This window comes from Mucilaginibacter sp. 5C4 (assembly GCF_034345625.1).
GTDB classification, from domain to species: Bacteria; Bacteroidota; Bacteroidia; order Sphingobacteriales; family Sphingobacteriaceae; genus Mucilaginibacter; species Mucilaginibacter aurantiaciroseus.
The window spans coordinates 3,034,572-3,049,777 of the sequence record NZ_CP133775.1 but is presented as its reverse complement, the minus strand read 5'-3'; the positions used below and the strand labels follow the sequence as shown (position 1 = coordinate 3,049,777).

Below are 15,206 nucleotides of genomic sequence, written 5' to 3'. Positions count from 1 at the left end.
TATAGTTTTTTTAACAGCAAATGTAATTATATTCTCGAATAGCTAACAATAACATGGTTTGAAGGTTACACTTTGGACAATCCTAGTTAAAGCCTTTAAATGTATCAGGAAAAGCTTAAGCAAGTAGGCCTGGTTGTTGCTCATCTTGACGATGAAACGTTATGGGCAGGGGGCGATATTAAACAATCCTTCATGGCAATGCTTCGTAGTCTGCCTTTGCAGAAAAAATGATAATGAGCTTCCCTCATTTTAGTGACCTCAAACTGGGTGAAAGAGATGTACGTCCGTGATGGCATCAGTGCCCATAATATTGAGGTGTTGCCAGTTAGATGTAATACCGATAGTTTTTTCCTTTTTCCAAAGATGATTCAAAAATCACCGCAGTTGGGGAATCCCTGGGCATACCGCTGATCAACTAATGATATTGACGGTAGGTGGAGATACGGCATCCAAGGGTGCGCGGGAAGTGATGCAAGCACTTGCCACCATTGGCAATCAGGTACCGGATTGGACATACGTTTGTAAAACATGGCCACAGCCCCTTACCTCACAACAGAACCAGGAAGATATGCAACTGGCGAAAAAGCTGGACATTTAAAAAAGTAATTTACGCTACGAGTATTACCTCACGAGATTTTATGCCCAACCTAATTGGGGCTTATGATATTTACGAACGTTCTTCCCGCCTGGAAGGTTTTGGGATGCCGCAGGTAGAAGCAGGAGTCTGTGAAAAACCGGTAATAGGGATCAATGACATGGGTATGCTGGATACCTTAGTTGATGGAGAAACAGCGTTCCTTGCAGGTGTAGCTCAGTATATTGTAGTCAATGAGGTCACAATAGGCGATGAATGCGGATTGGCGGAAAAGCGCACCGTGGTTTTTATCGGCTTTGTCCCTAAAATGGGGTACGATAACTACTTTATCATATTTCTCCTGCTTCTCTAACAATAGTATTTTAAAGAAATTAAAGTTGCTGTTATAGAAATAAAAATCAATAGATGCCTTTCAGAGAGAGCCCCGGCAAAGGCATCGTACAGTAATTTTTTGTGGCTGCTTAGTTTGTTAAATAGTAGCAGAACTTTAACGAATTGATCCACCCGGGTATTGGATATAAAATAACCTTTACCAGGTACAGAATTAATAACGCCGATCTTTTTAAGATCGTTATAAGCACGTGTGATGGTGTTTCTTGAAATATCGAGCGCGATGCTCAGATCATTGATAGAGGGCAGGATATCATCTTTATCAATCAGTTTATCTTCAATAGCCCGCATGATAGAATTATAAATCTGCGCGTAATAGGGCGTAATTGAATATTCGTCAATAAGTAGTATTTTTAAGTAATTTCTCATTGATACGGTGAATATACCAGTTGTTTTGGTTTTTGAATAGCTACAACGGCCCTAATGCCCTTTTACGGTAATCAGTAGGGGGGATTCCGGTTTTCTCTTTAAACATTTTTGAAAAGTAAAATAGCTATCGAACTGGAGATTCTGGAGCCATTGACACCTCGTTCCGGAATTCCATCTTGCTAATTCCGATACACTTTGACCATGATATATTTGATTACTAATTTTATTTTTTAATCTACTTACACAAATGGATGATTTAAAGCCTACGGAATCGCCTGGTCAAGCACTCCGGAATGTCTACTCTAATGGCAATTCCTTATCTGATTAGGCATCCTTTACCTTAAAACAAAATTTGCTGTAAATTGTCTAAATAAAGTGATTAATACCAATCTGTGAGGTTAACTTTTTCAAACTGTGCAATAACGTTATGAATAGTACTAAAAAGCTCTTATAAATGGCTGATAGCTTGAAAAAAAACAGTAAAACACCTACTCTCAAATAAAAATTATCTTCAATACGAGGAAAGAAATCAACTAATTAAAGTCGTTTACTACTACAAAAAAATGAAATTTGGACACTCCTGATTATAAAGCTTTATTCGAGACTTCTTCTGAGTTGTTATTAGTTGTTGATGCAGACTTTACTATTCTCTCTGCTACGGAGGCCTATTTGAAAGCTGTTGACAAATTAACCGAAGCCATTGCAGGTAGAAATATTTTTGAGGTGTTTACAAATGGGTCCTACGAAACCTTTGCCGGTATTATAGATGATATAAAGGCTTCTTTAAAACGTGTGCTTCAATATAAAACTATAGACACTTTAATTTTTTTTATTCCCCCCAATGCTACATCTGAAGCAACTGTCAACTTAAAGCGTTACAAGCTCATTCATTCACCAGCATTGGACGAGTTCAACAATATAAAATATATTACCCAACGGCTTGAAGATGTAACAGAAATAGAAACATTGAAAGCCCGGCTCGAAATAAAAAAAGCAACGTTAATGCAAATTGCAGAAAGCGAGAAACGTTACTATATGATGCTAATGGAATCGCCATTCGCATTCTCCATCATGAAGGGCGAAAACCTCGTCGTAACCCTTGCTAATCATCTGATGAAAGCATTTTGGGGAAAGGGAAACGATGTGGAAGGTAGACCCTTGCTCCAGGTATTACCCGAGTTAAAAGGTCAGCAATTTCCGGCCATGATCATTTCTGTTTTAAATACCGGCGTCCCTGTTTATGCCAATGAAATTTTGGCACAATTAAAACATAATGATAAAATGGAGGATCGGTATTTTAATATTGTTTACCAGCCTTATTACGAAGCCGATGAAACAATTTCGGGCGTTACAACGATTGCTTACGAGGTGACGGAAATGGTGCGTACACGCAAAAAAATTAAAGAAAGCGAAGAACGGTTCCGAAACCTGGTAGAAAAGTCGCCTTCCCCGGTTTATATTTTAAAAGGCGAAGACATGATACTGGAAGTGGCCAATGAACAGGTATTTAAAGTTTGGAACGTAGATAAAGAAGCACTTGGCCAACCGTTTTTGGATATTATTCCTGAAATGCGGGGACAGCCTTTTATGGGATGGCTACTGGCTGTTTATCACAACGGCACAACCCATTACGGCAACGAAGAGCCTGCTTATTTTATACGCGAAAACGGCGAACCGGAAACCATTTATTTCAACTTTGTTTACCAGCCTTATCGAGAGGATGATGGAACTATTACCGGGGTAATGGTTATAGCTACAGATGTCACCGAACAGGTAATATCACGCAAAAAAATAGAAGAAAGTGAACATAGTTATCGTGAAATGGTATTTTCTTCTTCCTCCATGATCGCTATCTTAAAAGGAGAAGAAATGCTCGTTGATATTGCCAATGATGCTATTTTAGAAACTTGGGGAAAGGGAAAAGATATAATTGGCAAATCACTTTTAACGGTTATGCCCGAAATAGTTGAACAAGGGTTTGCCGATTTATTTCACCAGGTATATACCACAGGGCAACCATACTACGGTTACGAGGTCCCGGTTTACGTAGTACGTAACGGAGAAAAAGAATTATCTTATTATACCTTTATTTACCAGGCACAAAGAGATATAGATGACGAAATAGTAGGTGTGGCCATTATTGCCACCGAGGTAACTTGGATATACCAATTTAATTGACCCCTCTCGCCAATCGTTCGTGACCCCTTTGAGTTAAGGGTTTAAAAGAGCATAAAGTTATTGTACAGACAGGCTCCTGGGAGCGGATGCTTTTGTCCGGTTTAACAACTATTATTTTTACAAAAATACATTTTCTGATTTAGAGTTTCTTCTCCTTAGTGATTCGCCATACAGTTCAACCCTTAATGAGTGATGAACAATGCGGTCAAGGATAGCATCGGCGATTGTTTTTTCACCGATAACATCATACCATTCCTTGACTGGGATCTGCGAAGTGACCACCGTAGAGCGCTTTTGGTGCCTGTCTTCTATAATATCCAGTAAAGAAGCCCGGCTCTGGGCATCAAAAGGCTGTAGACCGAAGTCGTCCAATATCAACAGATCGGCCCGTTCTATTTTTTTCAGTTCTGCCAGAATGGTACCTTTTGCTTTGGCCAGCTTCAGCTGGCCCATAAGCTTGGCCGTATTGACGTATAAGACCTTGTACCCATTCTGACAGGCCTGATAGCCAAGCGCTGTCGCCAGATAGCTTTTGCCTGTTCCGGTGGAACCGGTAATAAACAGATCCTTGTGCTCCTTAACAAAGTCAAGCCCGGCCAGCCTGTGTACCTCATTCTTGTCCAGACCACGATCTATACCGTAGTCAACCTGCTCCAACGAAGCTTTATACCTAAAGCCTGCTCCCCTGATGGCTCGTTCTACGTAACGGTTTCGCCGGTCGTCCCATTCACTGGCGACCAGCAGGGCGATGAACTGATCGGCTGTAAGCGATTCTTTTACTGAACTCTCCAGATTGGTTTTAAAGGCATCATACATGCCATAAAGGCGAAGCTGACGCATCTTGTCTAATGTTTCATTATTCATTTGTTCTATGTTTTATGGGTTACTGGTAATATTCTTTTCCTCTGATATTGTTATGGGCGGGGATCACTGATGTCTCGTCCTCTGGCTGAAGCTGGTCCAGGCGTTTCTTGAGTATCTCTTCGATAATTGGATAGTTATACTGGTGGAGGTTGTAGGCCCAGCGGCAGGCACCAGCCAGCCTTCCGGCACCAACACGACGGGCAAAGCTTAGAATGCCAGCGCATGATTTGTAAGCCTGTTCCGGATAGACCTTATGTTCCAGTACCTTGGTAATGTAGCGGGCTACATCCTCATGAATAGCTTCGGCCTCCTGAATAAACTTTTCAGGGCACCATTCAGTAAGGAAACGATGCTGCGAGGCCAGGTGATTGTCATCTGTTGTGTGGCGATACTTGATACGGACACGTGGATGGGCTGCGATCTGAGTGTACTGGTAATAGATCTTAACGGAACCGGAAGTATATAAGACCTTGACCTTCTTTCCGATATAAGTGTAAGGCACGCTGTAATAGTGAATATCCTCGCCCAGGCGGATATATCCGTTCTTCATAACGGTAACCATTACCTGTTTATTAACCTCGTAACGCAATGGGTTCAGTGGTGCCAGTACATCCCGTTCGATCTCTTCGAACTGTTCCCTGCGGGAGTAGGTCCGCCCGGAGAAGGGTTTGTTGTTATGGATCTCTAAAGCGGGACGTATAGCCGAGTTCAGCGATCCCAGATCGCTGAACCTGCGGCCTTCCAGCCTGGTGTATATGCTCCGGTAGATCAACTTTACCGCTCCTTCCACTAAGGACTTATCACGCGGCTTATAAACACGTGCAGGCACAACGGTAACGGAATAATGTTCAGCGAAGGAAGCGAACTCGTCATTAAGTATGGCTTCGTATTTACTCCCCGGGTTACCGCAGAACGCAGGTTGTCCGGCACCATGGCAACAGGAACCCCGCCAAAGTAATGCAGCGCATTCTCACAGGCTTTGATCAGATCTTCTTTACGCTGGCTTTCCACCGCTTCTACATAAGTAAGCTGACTGCAGCCCAGGATAGCTACAAACACCTCCACATCCTGTACGCTACCTTCGGATAGGGTGATCTGCAGCTTACTTCCTGTGAAGTCAATATACATCTTATCGCCGGCCTTGTGATCAATGTGCATGACCGGCCGCGAGAGTTGTAGATAAGTGTGGACCGCATTATTGAACCGCGAACGGCCATAGCCATCAGGATACTTTTCGATATACTCATTATGCAGCATCTCGCGGGTTACGCCCTTCTTTTTGAGCTTCTTGCATATCTCGGGAAGCAAGGCCTCCAGCGTCTGCATACGGGGATTGTTCTCGGTCTTGCCAACCGGGGTAGTGAACAGCACGGCAAGCTCGCTATCGCTCCTGGCGCCAAATGCCTCGTGGCTTATGCCCAAATCGTGCCATACACGTACGTACTTTTTAATGGTGTTACGGGAAATACCTACCATCCCGTGAATCGTTTTGACCCCGGTACCCTGACAGTATAATCGAATGATCTGCCTTAGTTTATTCATCTTGATCGGTTTATTGGACATTGTATTCGCTGGTTTTCGTTTATCTAAAAAGTAAACAAAAACTTTGTCCGCAGGTACCGTCAATACAAAAACTTCGAGCTCTTTTAGGGGGTCACTTTCGCGTGGCGAGAGGGGTCACTTTGCTTTGGCGAAGTGGGGTCATCATCACGCGGCAAAAGGGTACTTCTTCAATCGGTCTGATGGGGGCATTTTATTGAGTTTTATCCACAAACCCTACTTATTTTGAAAGTATTCTGTTAAACTTAATAACGAATGCTATCAAATATAAATCTCCCACACTACCGTTAATCATCAATATTAATCTGTTTGTAGAGGGTAACTTTAAAATTTTAACTTTTAATGACAACGGTCTGGGCATTGACTTAAAAAAGCACTATGGTCAGCTTTTTGGTATGTATAATACCTTCCACGGAAATAAGGATGCAAAGGGCTTAGGTTTATTTATTATAAAAACACAAATTGAAGCATTGAGAGGGCGAATAGAAGTGAAAAGTCAGTTAGGCGAGGGGACCACTTTTAAGGTTTTTTTTCCGAATACCTTGGTTAAACAGGACTTTATTGTACCAAACACTCGTTTTATTAGCTAATTCATCAAGTTGTCTCGTCCTAGTTTTACTTGTCGTTTGTCAACCTATAGCCGTATAAGACCAGTAGTTTTTTTACCCAAAATGGAAAGGATAGCTAATGTCATATCAACTTACCGAAATGATAAACTCAAGCTGCCTTTTGGCTAATTCATGAGCTCTCCGAAACATTCCTCGATCAAAAAGGCTGATCCCATTACAACTTGCGCAGAATAAGGCATTGCCTCAACACGAGGTATTAGATCATATTAGAAATGTCTACGATTACCTTGTCCAGCTCATTTGCGCTATTTATCATCATTTGATTGATGTTCTTTAGGTTGGTGTCCATTTCCATAGTACTTAATATATTGGCAAGCCCCATTATATTTGCCAATGGCTTACGGATCACGTGTGATTGTAATAAGCCGATCTCCGTTAGTTTACCGTCTTTTGTCACTATTTCGGCTTTGGCATCAACAAGGTCTGATCGGGATTTTACGTACTCCGTAATGTTATACCCGATGCAAAAAATCCCCACCGGTTGGTTTTGCTCATCAAACATGGCCTGCATTTCCCATTGGGTAATTACAAAACCTCCAAGACCATTGTGTTTGCGCAAAGTAGCAGGAAAAAGCCCGCCAGGACTTTGAAAACACTTCATAGCCACTTCAGCGCAAATGCTTATATCATCAGGATGAAGGGTGATAGAAAATAATTTTCCGAGTAATGAATCTTTTATAAAGTCAAAGTTCTTATTATAGTTATCACTCACATAGGAATATTTGCTATCCATACCTATGGCGATGGTGTAGAAAAAACTGCTATTTTTTAGGAGTTTGTTTGTTTCTATAAATCTATCCATTTGATGGTTCCCATGTAGTTATAGTGAAATCAAAGGCGCTATTATCTATAATATCAATGCCGCCCGTTGTTTTTGCGTTATCATAAGCCCAGGAATTGATCGGAAGCTTTAAATTGGGTGTGACTTTCTTTTAAGAAACTTTTTATTAATGTTTCTTCTTCAGGGGGTGTATTAGCGAATGAAGATTCTTTTGGAAAGTAATAAAGCCCTTGCGATAGTTTTTGTAATGCCCTGTCTTCAACAAGCGCTTCTAAGTGCCGGTCTACCGACTTAGACCATTTAACTAAGTCGGACCTGCAATATACCTTACCACATTTTAAATGCTTTTTAAGTTCATCTAATTTGGCCATGACAATCTGTTTGAACATAAAGATAGGCCAAAGTTTAAAATGTAAGAATTGTTATTGAAAATTCATGTAAAATTATTACATTTTAATTCTTGGTCCAATGCATTTTACAGGGGAAATAGTATATTTGAACAGTCAATAAAGTGGGTACCTAACTAAGTACCTGAAGTTTTCTTTTCTACATAAGTTATTGATAATAAGCTAATAACAAAGATATGTTCGAGCCTAAGTAGCCCTCTGCACTAATTCGAAATCGGTTTTATTGGCATTGGCGATAGCCATCGCCGCCGGCTTAAACATAAAGCCGTTGTGTACGCCCACATCCAGGAAATTATAATTCCTGACAGCTTTTTCCAAGCCTTTTAGTCGAATAAATGGAGATTCCGCCGCCATTGACACCTCGTTCCGAAATTTCAGGCAGATGATTCCGGAACACGTTGACCATATTAAATCCTTGATTATTAATTTCATTTTTTCTACCTGCCTACACAAATCGGTGTTCTGAGCGCACGGAATCGCATGGTCAATGAATACGGAATCTCCAGTAAACTGTTTTAGTAGCAATATCGGCGTCAATCTTCGCTCCAATATCATCCGCAAAATTATTGTAGGCGCTTTTAAGTATATGGAAACGGAGGTTTTACAGAAGGAATAAGAGATATTAAAGAGATGTCATTAAAACAACGCACAGCGTACATGTGTTCAAAATCTGTATTGTGGCGCTGTCGGTGTTCTATGGTCTCTGATTATTTAAAAGTTCGTAATTGGAAAGTAATGCAGATAATGGGCATTGTTAAAGATAACGAATATCCTGATACAGCGCCTGCAAGAATTATAAATGGAAAATTGAACTATGAAAAAGAAGGAAAGAAAATAAGGATTTGCGCATTTAATTATATAAACTATGTTTACCAACTTTAACAAAGCAGAACAGGAAATACGCTACCCAGAAGATAGAAGATGGTTTATTAGTATAAAGCCTTATGCGCTTGTTATCATTTTAACCGTATTACTGTTAACTGTTGGGCTTGCCTGGTTTCAATTTATAGCATTTGGTTTACCAGCAGACCCTCCTGTAAAACTCCCCGCTTTATCGCTTTCAGACCCAAAGGGGTTTCCTTTATGGGTAAGTTTAAGCCACTGGGTGAATTTCTTTTTTTTGATTATGATCGTCAGAAGCGGACTTTCTATTTTAGCAGACCATCCCCGCCTTTACTGGAACCGGGGCTGTTCGCCAAACTCGGAATGGCTCAGATTTACACCTACAAAGGTGCCTAACGACCGGATTTATACAGCAAAAGAAGATAGCCGTTATTTAAACCCAATTGTTGGACTGCCGGGTTATCGTCATTCTGTAGGCATAGCCCGTTCATGGCATTTTATAACTGTTCCGTTTTTCCTGCTTAATGGTGTAGTTTTTATCGCGCTGTTATTTTTTACAAACCAATGGAAACGCTTGGTTCCGGTGTCTTGGCAGGTCATCCCTGATTCCTGGAACGTTTTTGTGCATTATGCAACGTTTCACATGCCGGTTGAACCTAACGGTTATTATCATTTTAATGCCTTGCAGCAAGTTTCTTATTTCACAGTGGTTTTTCTTTTGGCTCCTATTGCCATGTTAAGCGGTATGTCTATGTCACCTGCAATAGAAAATCGTTTCCATTGGCTACCAAAGCTGTTCGGTAACCGGCAGGGTGCACGTTCGGTTCACTTTTTAGTTATGCTGGCTTATGTAATATTTATTATCATTCATGTAGCTATGGTCGCAGCAACTGGTTTTACCCGCAACATGAACCATATAACAGTAAATACAGATAGTCAAACTAGTTATACCGGTTTATATATTGTATTAGGTATTGTTTTATTTACCATTACGTTTGGATTTCTGGCACATTGGGTCTCCTGGCAACGTCCACGGTCTTTACAGCAAACTGAAGCTACGATTAATGGAACATTATGGCTAAATACAATCAATAAATTTAAGCCTAAGCTCTACTACAAGAAAAAAGATATATCGCCTTATTTTTGGGTAAATGGGAAAATGCCGGTGTCGGAAAAGTGGCAAAAATTAGCTGCGGATAAATTTATAGATTTTAAGCTTTCGGTAGGTGGCCTGGTTAAAAACCCGGTAGAGCTATCACTTGAAGAACTTAGGAAAATGGGGTTGGAACAAAATATTACCATGCACCATTGCATACAAGGATGGTCGGGTATTGCGGAATGGGGTGGCTTGCCTATTAAGGCGTTGGTAGAACTCGTTAAACCTGAACCATCTGTTAAAACTGTAGTGTTTTATTCTTTTGGTGAGGGCTTATATGGTGGGACCTATTATGATACCCATAGTTTAGATAACTGCCTGAAGCCGGAATCTATACTAGCCTGGGAAATGAACTATCAGCCGCTTCCGGAAAAATATGGCGCTCCGCTCCGTTTGCGGGTAGAGAATCAGTTAGGTTATAAGATGGTTAAATGGATTTGCAAAATTGAGTTTGTAGACAGCCCTAATCATGTAGGGAAAGGTTACGGCGGTAAAAATGAAGATGATGAATATTTTGACCTGCTGGCTGATACATAGACGCATAGGTCGAAACTGCCCAACCGGATTTTTGAAAAAATGGATACCATCATATCAGCATACCTGGCTTTAAAATGAGAAGAAACCTCCGCCTTTTTATTTAAAGTCGTTTTTATGCCTTTAGTCAAAATGAAATATTAGTAGGGTTTATAAACAGTTTTTCTCCTTTATGGAAAAGATAAATTGTTTGAGGGTTGACATTATGGCAATAGCTTATTGCGAACAAAATTACAACTTGTATAAGTAATTGGAATGCAAAGGTCAGCGTTAGCTCAAAAAACCTCACTTATCGTATTCAGCCTGCTTCTGCTTTTCGCAGGCATTGGTCATCTTACTTTTGTAAGATTTTTTTAAGCATAAGTTCCACCGTGGTTGCCCATAAACCCGGATTTGGTAGTTATTTTATATGGAGTTATAGAAATACTACTCGGGCTATGTCTAATTTTATTACAAAAAGCACGGTGGTAAAGTTGGTTGGATAGTTGCGATCTTTTTTGTTTTGGTTTTCCCAGGAAATATCGCCCAATTGGTTGAATACAGAAATGCTTTTGGCCTGGATTCAGACTTGGCCAGATGGCTGAGGTTACCGTTTCAGATAATCCTTATAATACTGGCCTTATGGTCTACGGGTGCGTGGCAACAATTGCGACAAAAGTAATTTAAAGTTTATATCGTGAATTTAGTGATTAGCATAATGTATATCAACTGATATATTTAAGCCCATTCTTACTGGTATATATGTACCAGTAAGGGGTACAGTATGCAAAGATTTACTGACTTTCAAAAGTATTTCAGTTTCATAAAGCCGTAAGAAAGTTTATTGCGTAGTTTATGTATGCTTTCTGAATCAACTGCTTCGCTAAACTTTGTTGTTGGCGAGAAAATCCTAACTAAGTTTAGATGTGACCATTTGCATATTTAAAATATTTTAAATATGCAAATGGTCACATCTAAACTACCATGAAATGCTGTTCTATTGTCGTAAATTATCTTTTAGGTTTCAGTAACCTGTTTACTCCTAACTGCATTTTTCGTTCAGAAATTCAACAAGATGCTGTTCAAGTAAGTCAGAATTGTATTCGGTATTGTCACCATTGTTAGAAAGCTCAATTTCATTTTCATTTACGATAAGGGTGAAAACTGTGCCTTCTATTATTTCCGGAAATGAAATATTGATTACATCGTAAACGTGCGCATATTCTATGCTCAGGCTGGAATTCAGTTTAGTATTGATCTCGATTGCGAACTCTCTCTTTAAAAGATTGAAAAGCACTTCAGCACTTAACGGATGTACATTTTTAATAGTTGTCATAGTTTGTAAATTATAGGGTATTATTAGTTTGGTTGTCGTAGTTGGGCATAATTCATTAGATTTTATTGGGATCGCCTAATGGGTTTTCCGCTTGCTTGAGTAAGGCGGCTTCACTTTCTGAGGTAATGTGAGTGGATGTATTATCTGGTACAGGGGTATTCATTCCGTCATTAAGCGATTTTTTGTGTTTCTTTTTACCCGTCTTTTCCAGGTCTTTGTTCTCAATACTGGTTCCTTTATCCTTTAACATATGCTATTTTAATTTAATGATAAGTTGAACTTTATTCGCTTTCTAAAATTAATTTAACCCAATAGCGGAGTCCGCATCGGGTATGGTGAACCAAAAAGTAGTTCCTTTACCTAATTCACTTTCTACCCCCATCTCGCCGCCATGTAATCTGATAATTTCAGCAGAAATATATAAACCAAGTCCCAAACCTGATGCACGGTTATTATCTTTCGCCAATCTAAAGTAGCGGTCAAAAAGGTTACCTAAATTTTCAAGTTCGATACCTTTACCCTTATCGCTAACTGATATTTTAGTTGCTCCATTGATATGTTGAGCATTGATGGTGATCTCTAAAGACTCGGATGCATACTTCACTGCGTTGTTAACTAAGTTTACCAGCACTTGGTCAACTTTCTCCCGGTCTGCAAATATGGTATAGGAAGTGCTACTCGTATAATTTATATGATATTTACCCTCCAAACGAATGTGACTGCAACATTCGTCAACCAATTCCTTCAAAATAAAAGTTGTTTTTTTTAAAGACAATTGACCTTGCTCTATTTTGGTAGAACTTAACAGATCACTTACCAGAAAACTAAGCTTAATTACATGTCTTTCTGCATTTTCTGTCATTTTAATGAGACGTTCTGTGACAACTGTTTCCGTCTTTAACATCCGGCTCATTAACTGTAGGTTTACTTTCAGGCTGGTGATGGGTGTTTTGAGTTCATGGCTTGCCACGCTTATAAATTCTTCCTTATGCACTTTTAACTGATGTTGCGCCGATACATCATCAATAATTGTATAGCCTAGTGATCCGGATTCGTCCGGAAACAATATGGAAGTCACCTGGCACCAGATCATTGTCCCGTCCTTTTTTATAAGGCGCGTTTCTAAGGAAAAAAAAGGAGTTTCTTTTTGCCAAAGTTGCTCTTGAAGTGATTGCCAATGCGAATGATCTGCCGATGGAGAATAATCCAATATTCGCGTGCCTATAATTTCCTCCTTGGTGTCATATCCCAGCAGCCTAACCAAAGCCATGTTGGCTTGAAGTATCTTTAGGTCGGGCGAGATTACCTTATTTGCCAATCTCGAATATTCAAAAATTGTCCGAAATCTGTTTTGACGATCTTTTTGTTTAAGCCGTTGGGTTTCCAGCTTTAAGGCCGCGTTCTGTTTCTTTAACGATTCGATAGTATCCATCAGTATGAGTACTGTCCTTAGATTCCAACAATGTAAATGTAGCAGAAGTGGATAATCGCTCCCTCATATAAGCATAAAAATGGCCGTATTGTTTTAATTAGTTTAGGTAGTAAAACGGTTAGTAGCTCTCTCGTTAAAGTTGTAGGTTAATTTAAGGGTAGGGTGAAACTGAATATGCTCCCTTTACCTAATTCACTTTCCACCCATATCTTTCCCTGGTGCCGTTTAATTATTTCCGAACACAAGTAAAGGCCTATTCCAAACCCTGATATCCTTTCGGTTTCTTTACTTTCAACCCTATAGTGTGGGTCGAACAGCTTTTCAATATTTTCGGGACTAATGCCCATACCCGAATCTTTTATATTAATCTGGACCTTATCGTCAACCTTGTGGCAAGATATTTCAATTAGCGAGTCTTTGCTCGAATATTTCGCTGCATTACTTAACAGATTAATAAGTACCTGCTCAATTTTCTCCTGATCAGCATGCACTTCAATCGTTTCACAAGGAGCTAAAACAGTGCTATCTGATGCAGTTATAAATTGAGTTTCTTCTATCACCTCTATGATCAAATCGTTGATTAGGAAATCTTGTTTATTTAAATGAATCTTCCCTGATTCAGCTCCCGATAAGTTTAGTAGCCTGTTGATCATATTCAGCATTTTCTTAACCTGTCTCTCGGCTTTCGATAATGCGCCAATTGTGAAATGGTCTTTCTGCTTTTTTGCCCAGGTATTCAGCATTTGGATATAAGCCTTTAATACAGTAAGGGGTATTTTTAGTTCATGACTTACCATGCCGATAAATTTGCTTTTCCTTAGATCATTGTGCTTTTGTTCGGTGATATCCATCACAACACCTGAAAAATAGCAGTTGTCGTCCTCCATATTATTGCAGCCACCTAAAATGCTTAACCACCGTTGTTTGGTACCACCATCCGCAATAGGGAATACGATTGAAAAACTTTTGCGTTTTGTAAAAGCATTTTCGATGGCCGCGATCACCTCCGGTCTGTGTCTCTCAGGTATTTGGTGCATCGCCCCATCGAATGACATTTCTTTATCAGTCGCACATCCGAATAATTCTTTTGCACAGGGGGAAGGAAGAAAAGCTCTAGTCGTAATATCTATGATCCAAATACCAACGTTCGTGGATTCAAGGGCAATGCGTGCTATATCTAAAGATTGGAAAGGCTTATACATCTCTGCTTCCGGAACACTTTTTTGAAACGCGTTTTGCTCATTAATCTTATCCATCGTAAATTAATCTGATACAGTACCTTTGTTGCAAAAATACAATAAAAAGTTGACCAAACAGGGAGAATCGGCTGCCTATATCAGGATGCTATTACGTGCCTATGAATTTAGCGCGACCGTGCATCAGGAAGATATGGATAAGATGGAACTATATGTGAAGCAATGCGACGCGTTTAAGGAACCGGCTTTAGGAAAGTTAAACTTTCAGAAATAAGAAAGTTTCGGTTATCGTTTTTTGCAAAACAGTTTCAACATCACATTGATTTGCATAATCCGTCCACAGTTTAAGGATGCCTTCGATTTGCCTGATGATCTCGTTGGGCTTTTTTATGGTCATTTGTTTGGCCACTTCCAGTAGGTCTTTCCGGTCTATTCCCTGTCTTTTTTCGTTACCACTTAATGATTGCTTTTTACATCATTAATAGATAAATAAGCACTTAATGATGGATATTTTAAGCATAAATATTCTGATTCGTTTTATGCTGTCCCTATGACCAGGCTATACGCTATATCTTTCCCGGAAGAATGCCGCTATTATCCTTGACAGGGATTTTAAAAGATGGTCTGCTTAAATATCCTGCTAATGCATTTTCGCTGCGCTGCAAAAGCATCCGCTTGATTAACCTGCCGGAAGATGCAATTAAGAGCATCATTCAGGACTGCACTCAGTTTGTCTCGTCCTGGTTTTACTTGTCGTTTTTGAGTAGTAATACTGGAATCGGTTTACACCGATATTTCATTAGTCCTGCTTTTACTTTACAAGGGTACGCCTTTTATTTTCTTAATAGCTGAAAGCTTACCTCTTATTGTTATTATTAGCGTGTTAGGATGTGGGAAACTCCTTCAGTTTTCCATATCCTAATGCGTTTTTCTTTTTTGCTTCTTTTTTTCTTTTTG

The 15,206-nt window shown here is 39.8% G+C and carries 17 protein-coding genes and 1 pseudogene; 6 read left to right on the top strand and 12 right to left on the bottom strand.

Going from position 1 to position 15,206, the window contains the following annotated elements; all coding sequences use genetic code 11:
• Positions 1-418 precede the first annotated feature (418 nt).
• Positions 419-598: a hypothetical protein gene (locus RHM67_RS14315; RefSeq protein ID WP_322227489.1), complete on the top strand. Its 180-nt coding sequence runs from the start codon at positions 419-421 to the stop codon at positions 596-598.
• 40 nt (positions 599-638) lie between these two features.
• Positions 639-947, top strand: coding sequence for a glycosyltransferase (locus RHM67_RS14310; protein WP_322227488.1), 309 nt, complete (start codon positions 639-641; stop codon positions 945-947).
• Here the strand turns inward: RHM67_RS14310 and RHM67_RS14305 are convergent.
• Positions 944-1,354, bottom strand: a complete 411-nt coding sequence (locus tag RHM67_RS14305; protein ID WP_322227486.1) for a winged helix-turn-helix domain-containing protein — start codon at positions 1,352-1,354, stop codon at positions 944-946. The two genes, RHM67_RS14310 and RHM67_RS14305, sit on opposite strands and share 4 nt — an antisense overlap.
• 570 nt (positions 1,355-1,924) lie before the next feature.
• Here RHM67_RS14305 and RHM67_RS14300 point away from each other — a divergent pair.
• Positions 1,925-3,532, top strand: coding sequence for a PAS domain-containing protein (locus tag RHM67_RS14300; protein ID WP_322227484.1), 1,608 nt, complete (start codon positions 1,925-1,927; stop codon positions 3,530-3,532).
• 117 nt (positions 3,533-3,649) lie between these two features.
• Here the strand turns inward: RHM67_RS14300 and istB are convergent, their stop codons facing one another.
• The 3 genes from istB to RHM67_RS14285 are packed head-to-tail and all read right to left on the bottom strand — an operon-like array spanning position 3,650 to position 5,938.
• Positions 3,650-4,396, bottom strand: coding sequence for an IS21-like element helper ATPase IstB (istB, locus tag RHM67_RS14295; protein ID WP_322227467.1), 747 nt, complete (start codon positions 4,394-4,396; stop codon positions 3,650-3,652).
• 19 nt (positions 4,397-4,415) lie between these two features.
• On the bottom strand, positions 4,416-5,186 hold the full coding sequence (locus tag RHM67_RS14290) for a Mu transposase domain-containing protein (RefSeq protein WP_322227468.1): 771 nt from the start codon (positions 5,184-5,186) through the stop codon (positions 4,416-4,418).
• Positions 5,186-5,938 (bottom strand): IS21 family transposase, encoded by a 753-nt coding sequence (locus RHM67_RS14285; RefSeq protein WP_322227469.1) that lies wholly within the window; start codon positions 5,936-5,938, stop codon positions 5,186-5,188. The genes RHM67_RS14290 and RHM67_RS14285 overlap by 1 nt, the downstream gene beginning before the upstream one ends.
• A gap of 248 nt (positions 5,939-6,186) precedes the next feature.
• Here RHM67_RS14285 and RHM67_RS20650 point away from each other — a divergent pair.
• Positions 6,187-6,546 (top strand): annotated as a pseudogene (locus RHM67_RS20650) (ATP-binding protein); the annotation flags it as partial.
• Positions 6,547-6,781: 235 nt separating this feature from the next.
• Here RHM67_RS20650 and RHM67_RS14280 read toward each other — a convergent pair.
• The 3 genes from RHM67_RS14280 to RHM67_RS14270 form a co-directional block, all read right to left on the bottom strand.
• Positions 6,782-7,387, bottom strand: a complete 606-nt coding sequence (locus RHM67_RS14280) for a hypothetical protein (protein ID WP_322227482.1) — start codon at positions 7,385-7,387, stop codon at positions 6,782-6,784.
• An 80-nt stretch (positions 7,388-7,467) separates the two neighbouring features.
• Entirely contained in the window at positions 7,468-7,737 is a 270-nt protein-coding gene (locus RHM67_RS14275) for a hypothetical protein (protein ID WP_322227480.1), read from the bottom strand.
• 222 nt (positions 7,738-7,959) lie between these two features.
• On the bottom strand, positions 7,960-8,091 hold the full coding sequence (locus RHM67_RS14270) for a hypothetical protein (RefSeq protein ID WP_322227479.1): 132 nt from the start codon (positions 8,089-8,091) through the stop codon (positions 7,960-7,962).
• Positions 8,092-8,638: 547 nt separating this feature from the next.
• Here RHM67_RS14270 and RHM67_RS14265 point away from each other — a divergent pair.
• A complete protein-coding gene (locus RHM67_RS14265; protein ID WP_322227477.1) occupies positions 8,639-10,309 on the top strand; it encodes a molybdopterin-dependent oxidoreductase in 1,671 nt (556 codons plus the stop codon).
• Between the two features lie 1,018 nt (positions 10,310-11,327).
• Here the strand turns inward: RHM67_RS14265 and RHM67_RS14260 are convergent.
• The 4 genes from RHM67_RS14260 to RHM67_RS14245 form a co-directional block, all read right to left on the bottom strand.
• Positions 11,328-11,621 (bottom strand): hypothetical protein, encoded by a 294-nt coding sequence (locus RHM67_RS14260; protein WP_322227476.1) that lies wholly within the window; start codon positions 11,619-11,621, stop codon positions 11,328-11,330.
• 55 nt (positions 11,622-11,676) lie between these two features.
• Positions 11,677-11,871: a hypothetical protein gene (locus tag RHM67_RS14255; protein WP_322227475.1), complete on the bottom strand. Its 195-nt coding sequence runs from the start codon at positions 11,869-11,871 to the stop codon at positions 11,677-11,679.
• Positions 11,872-11,919: 48 nt separating this feature from the next.
• Complete coding sequence (locus tag RHM67_RS14250) at positions 11,920-13,053, bottom strand: PAS domain-containing sensor histidine kinase (RefSeq protein WP_322227474.1); 1,134 nt, start codon at positions 13,051-13,053, stop codon at positions 11,920-11,922.
• A gap of 146 nt (positions 13,054-13,199) precedes the next feature.
• Entirely contained in the window at positions 13,200-14,309 is a 1,110-nt protein-coding gene (locus RHM67_RS14245) for a HAMP domain-containing sensor histidine kinase (protein ID WP_322227472.1), read from the bottom strand.
• A 49-nt stretch (positions 14,310-14,358) separates the two neighbouring features.
• Here RHM67_RS14245 and RHM67_RS14240 point away from each other — a divergent pair, with 49 nt between their 5' ends.
• Entirely contained in the window at positions 14,359-14,523 is a 165-nt protein-coding gene (locus RHM67_RS14240) for a hypothetical protein (protein WP_322227471.1), read from the top strand.
• Here the strand turns inward: RHM67_RS14240 and RHM67_RS14235 are convergent.
• Positions 14,506-14,646: a hypothetical protein gene (locus RHM67_RS14235; protein WP_322227470.1), complete on the bottom strand. Its 141-nt coding sequence runs from the start codon at positions 14,644-14,646 to the stop codon at positions 14,506-14,508. The genes RHM67_RS14240 and RHM67_RS14235 overlap by 18 nt on opposite strands.
• Positions 14,647-15,206: the final 560 nt, after the last annotated feature.

Coding starts and splice junctions, on each gene's coding strand:
- RHM67_RS14235 (WP_322227470.1), bottom strand. CDS start 14,646: ATGACCATAAAAAAGCCCAACGAGATCATCAGGCAAATCGAAGGCATC.
- istB (WP_322227467.1), bottom strand. CDS start 4,396: ATGAATAATGAAACATTAGACAAGATGCGTCAGCTTCGCCTTTATGGC.
- RHM67_RS14260 (WP_322227476.1), bottom strand. CDS start 11,621: ATGACAACTATTAAAAATGTACATCCGTTAAGTGCTGAAGTGCTTTTC.
- RHM67_RS14285 (WP_322227469.1), bottom strand. CDS start 5,938: ATGAATAAACTAAGGCAGATCATTCGATTATACTGTCAGGGTACCGGG.
- RHM67_RS14310 (WP_322227488.1), top strand. CDS start 639: ATGCCCAACCTAATTGGGGCTTATGATATTTACGAACGTTCTTCCCGC.
- RHM67_RS14250 (WP_322227474.1), bottom strand. CDS start 13,053: ATGGATACTATCGAATCGTTAAAGAAACAGAACGCGGCCTTAAAGCTG.
- RHM67_RS14255 (WP_322227475.1), bottom strand. CDS start 11,871: ATGTTAAAGGATAAAGGAACCAGTATTGAGAACAAAGACCTGGAAAAG.
- RHM67_RS14265 (WP_322227477.1), top strand. CDS start 8,639: ATGTTTACCAACTTTAACAAAGCAGAACAGGAAATACGCTACCCAGAA.
- RHM67_RS14245 (WP_322227472.1), bottom strand. CDS start 14,309: ATGGATAAGATTAATGAGCAAAACGCGTTTCAAAAAAGTGTTCCGGAA.
- RHM67_RS14315 (WP_322227489.1), top strand. CDS start 419: ATGATATTGACGGTAGGTGGAGATACGGCATCCAAGGGTGCGCGGGAA.
- RHM67_RS14280 (WP_322227482.1), bottom strand. CDS start 7,387: ATGGATAGATTTATAGAAACAAACAAACTCCTAAAAAATAGCAGTTTT.
- RHM67_RS14305 (WP_322227486.1), bottom strand. CDS start 1,354: ATGAGAAATTACTTAAAAATACTACTTATTGACGAATATTCAATTACG.
- RHM67_RS14275 (WP_322227480.1), bottom strand. CDS start 7,737: ATGGCCAAATTAGATGAACTTAAAAAGCATTTAAAATGTGGTAAGGTA.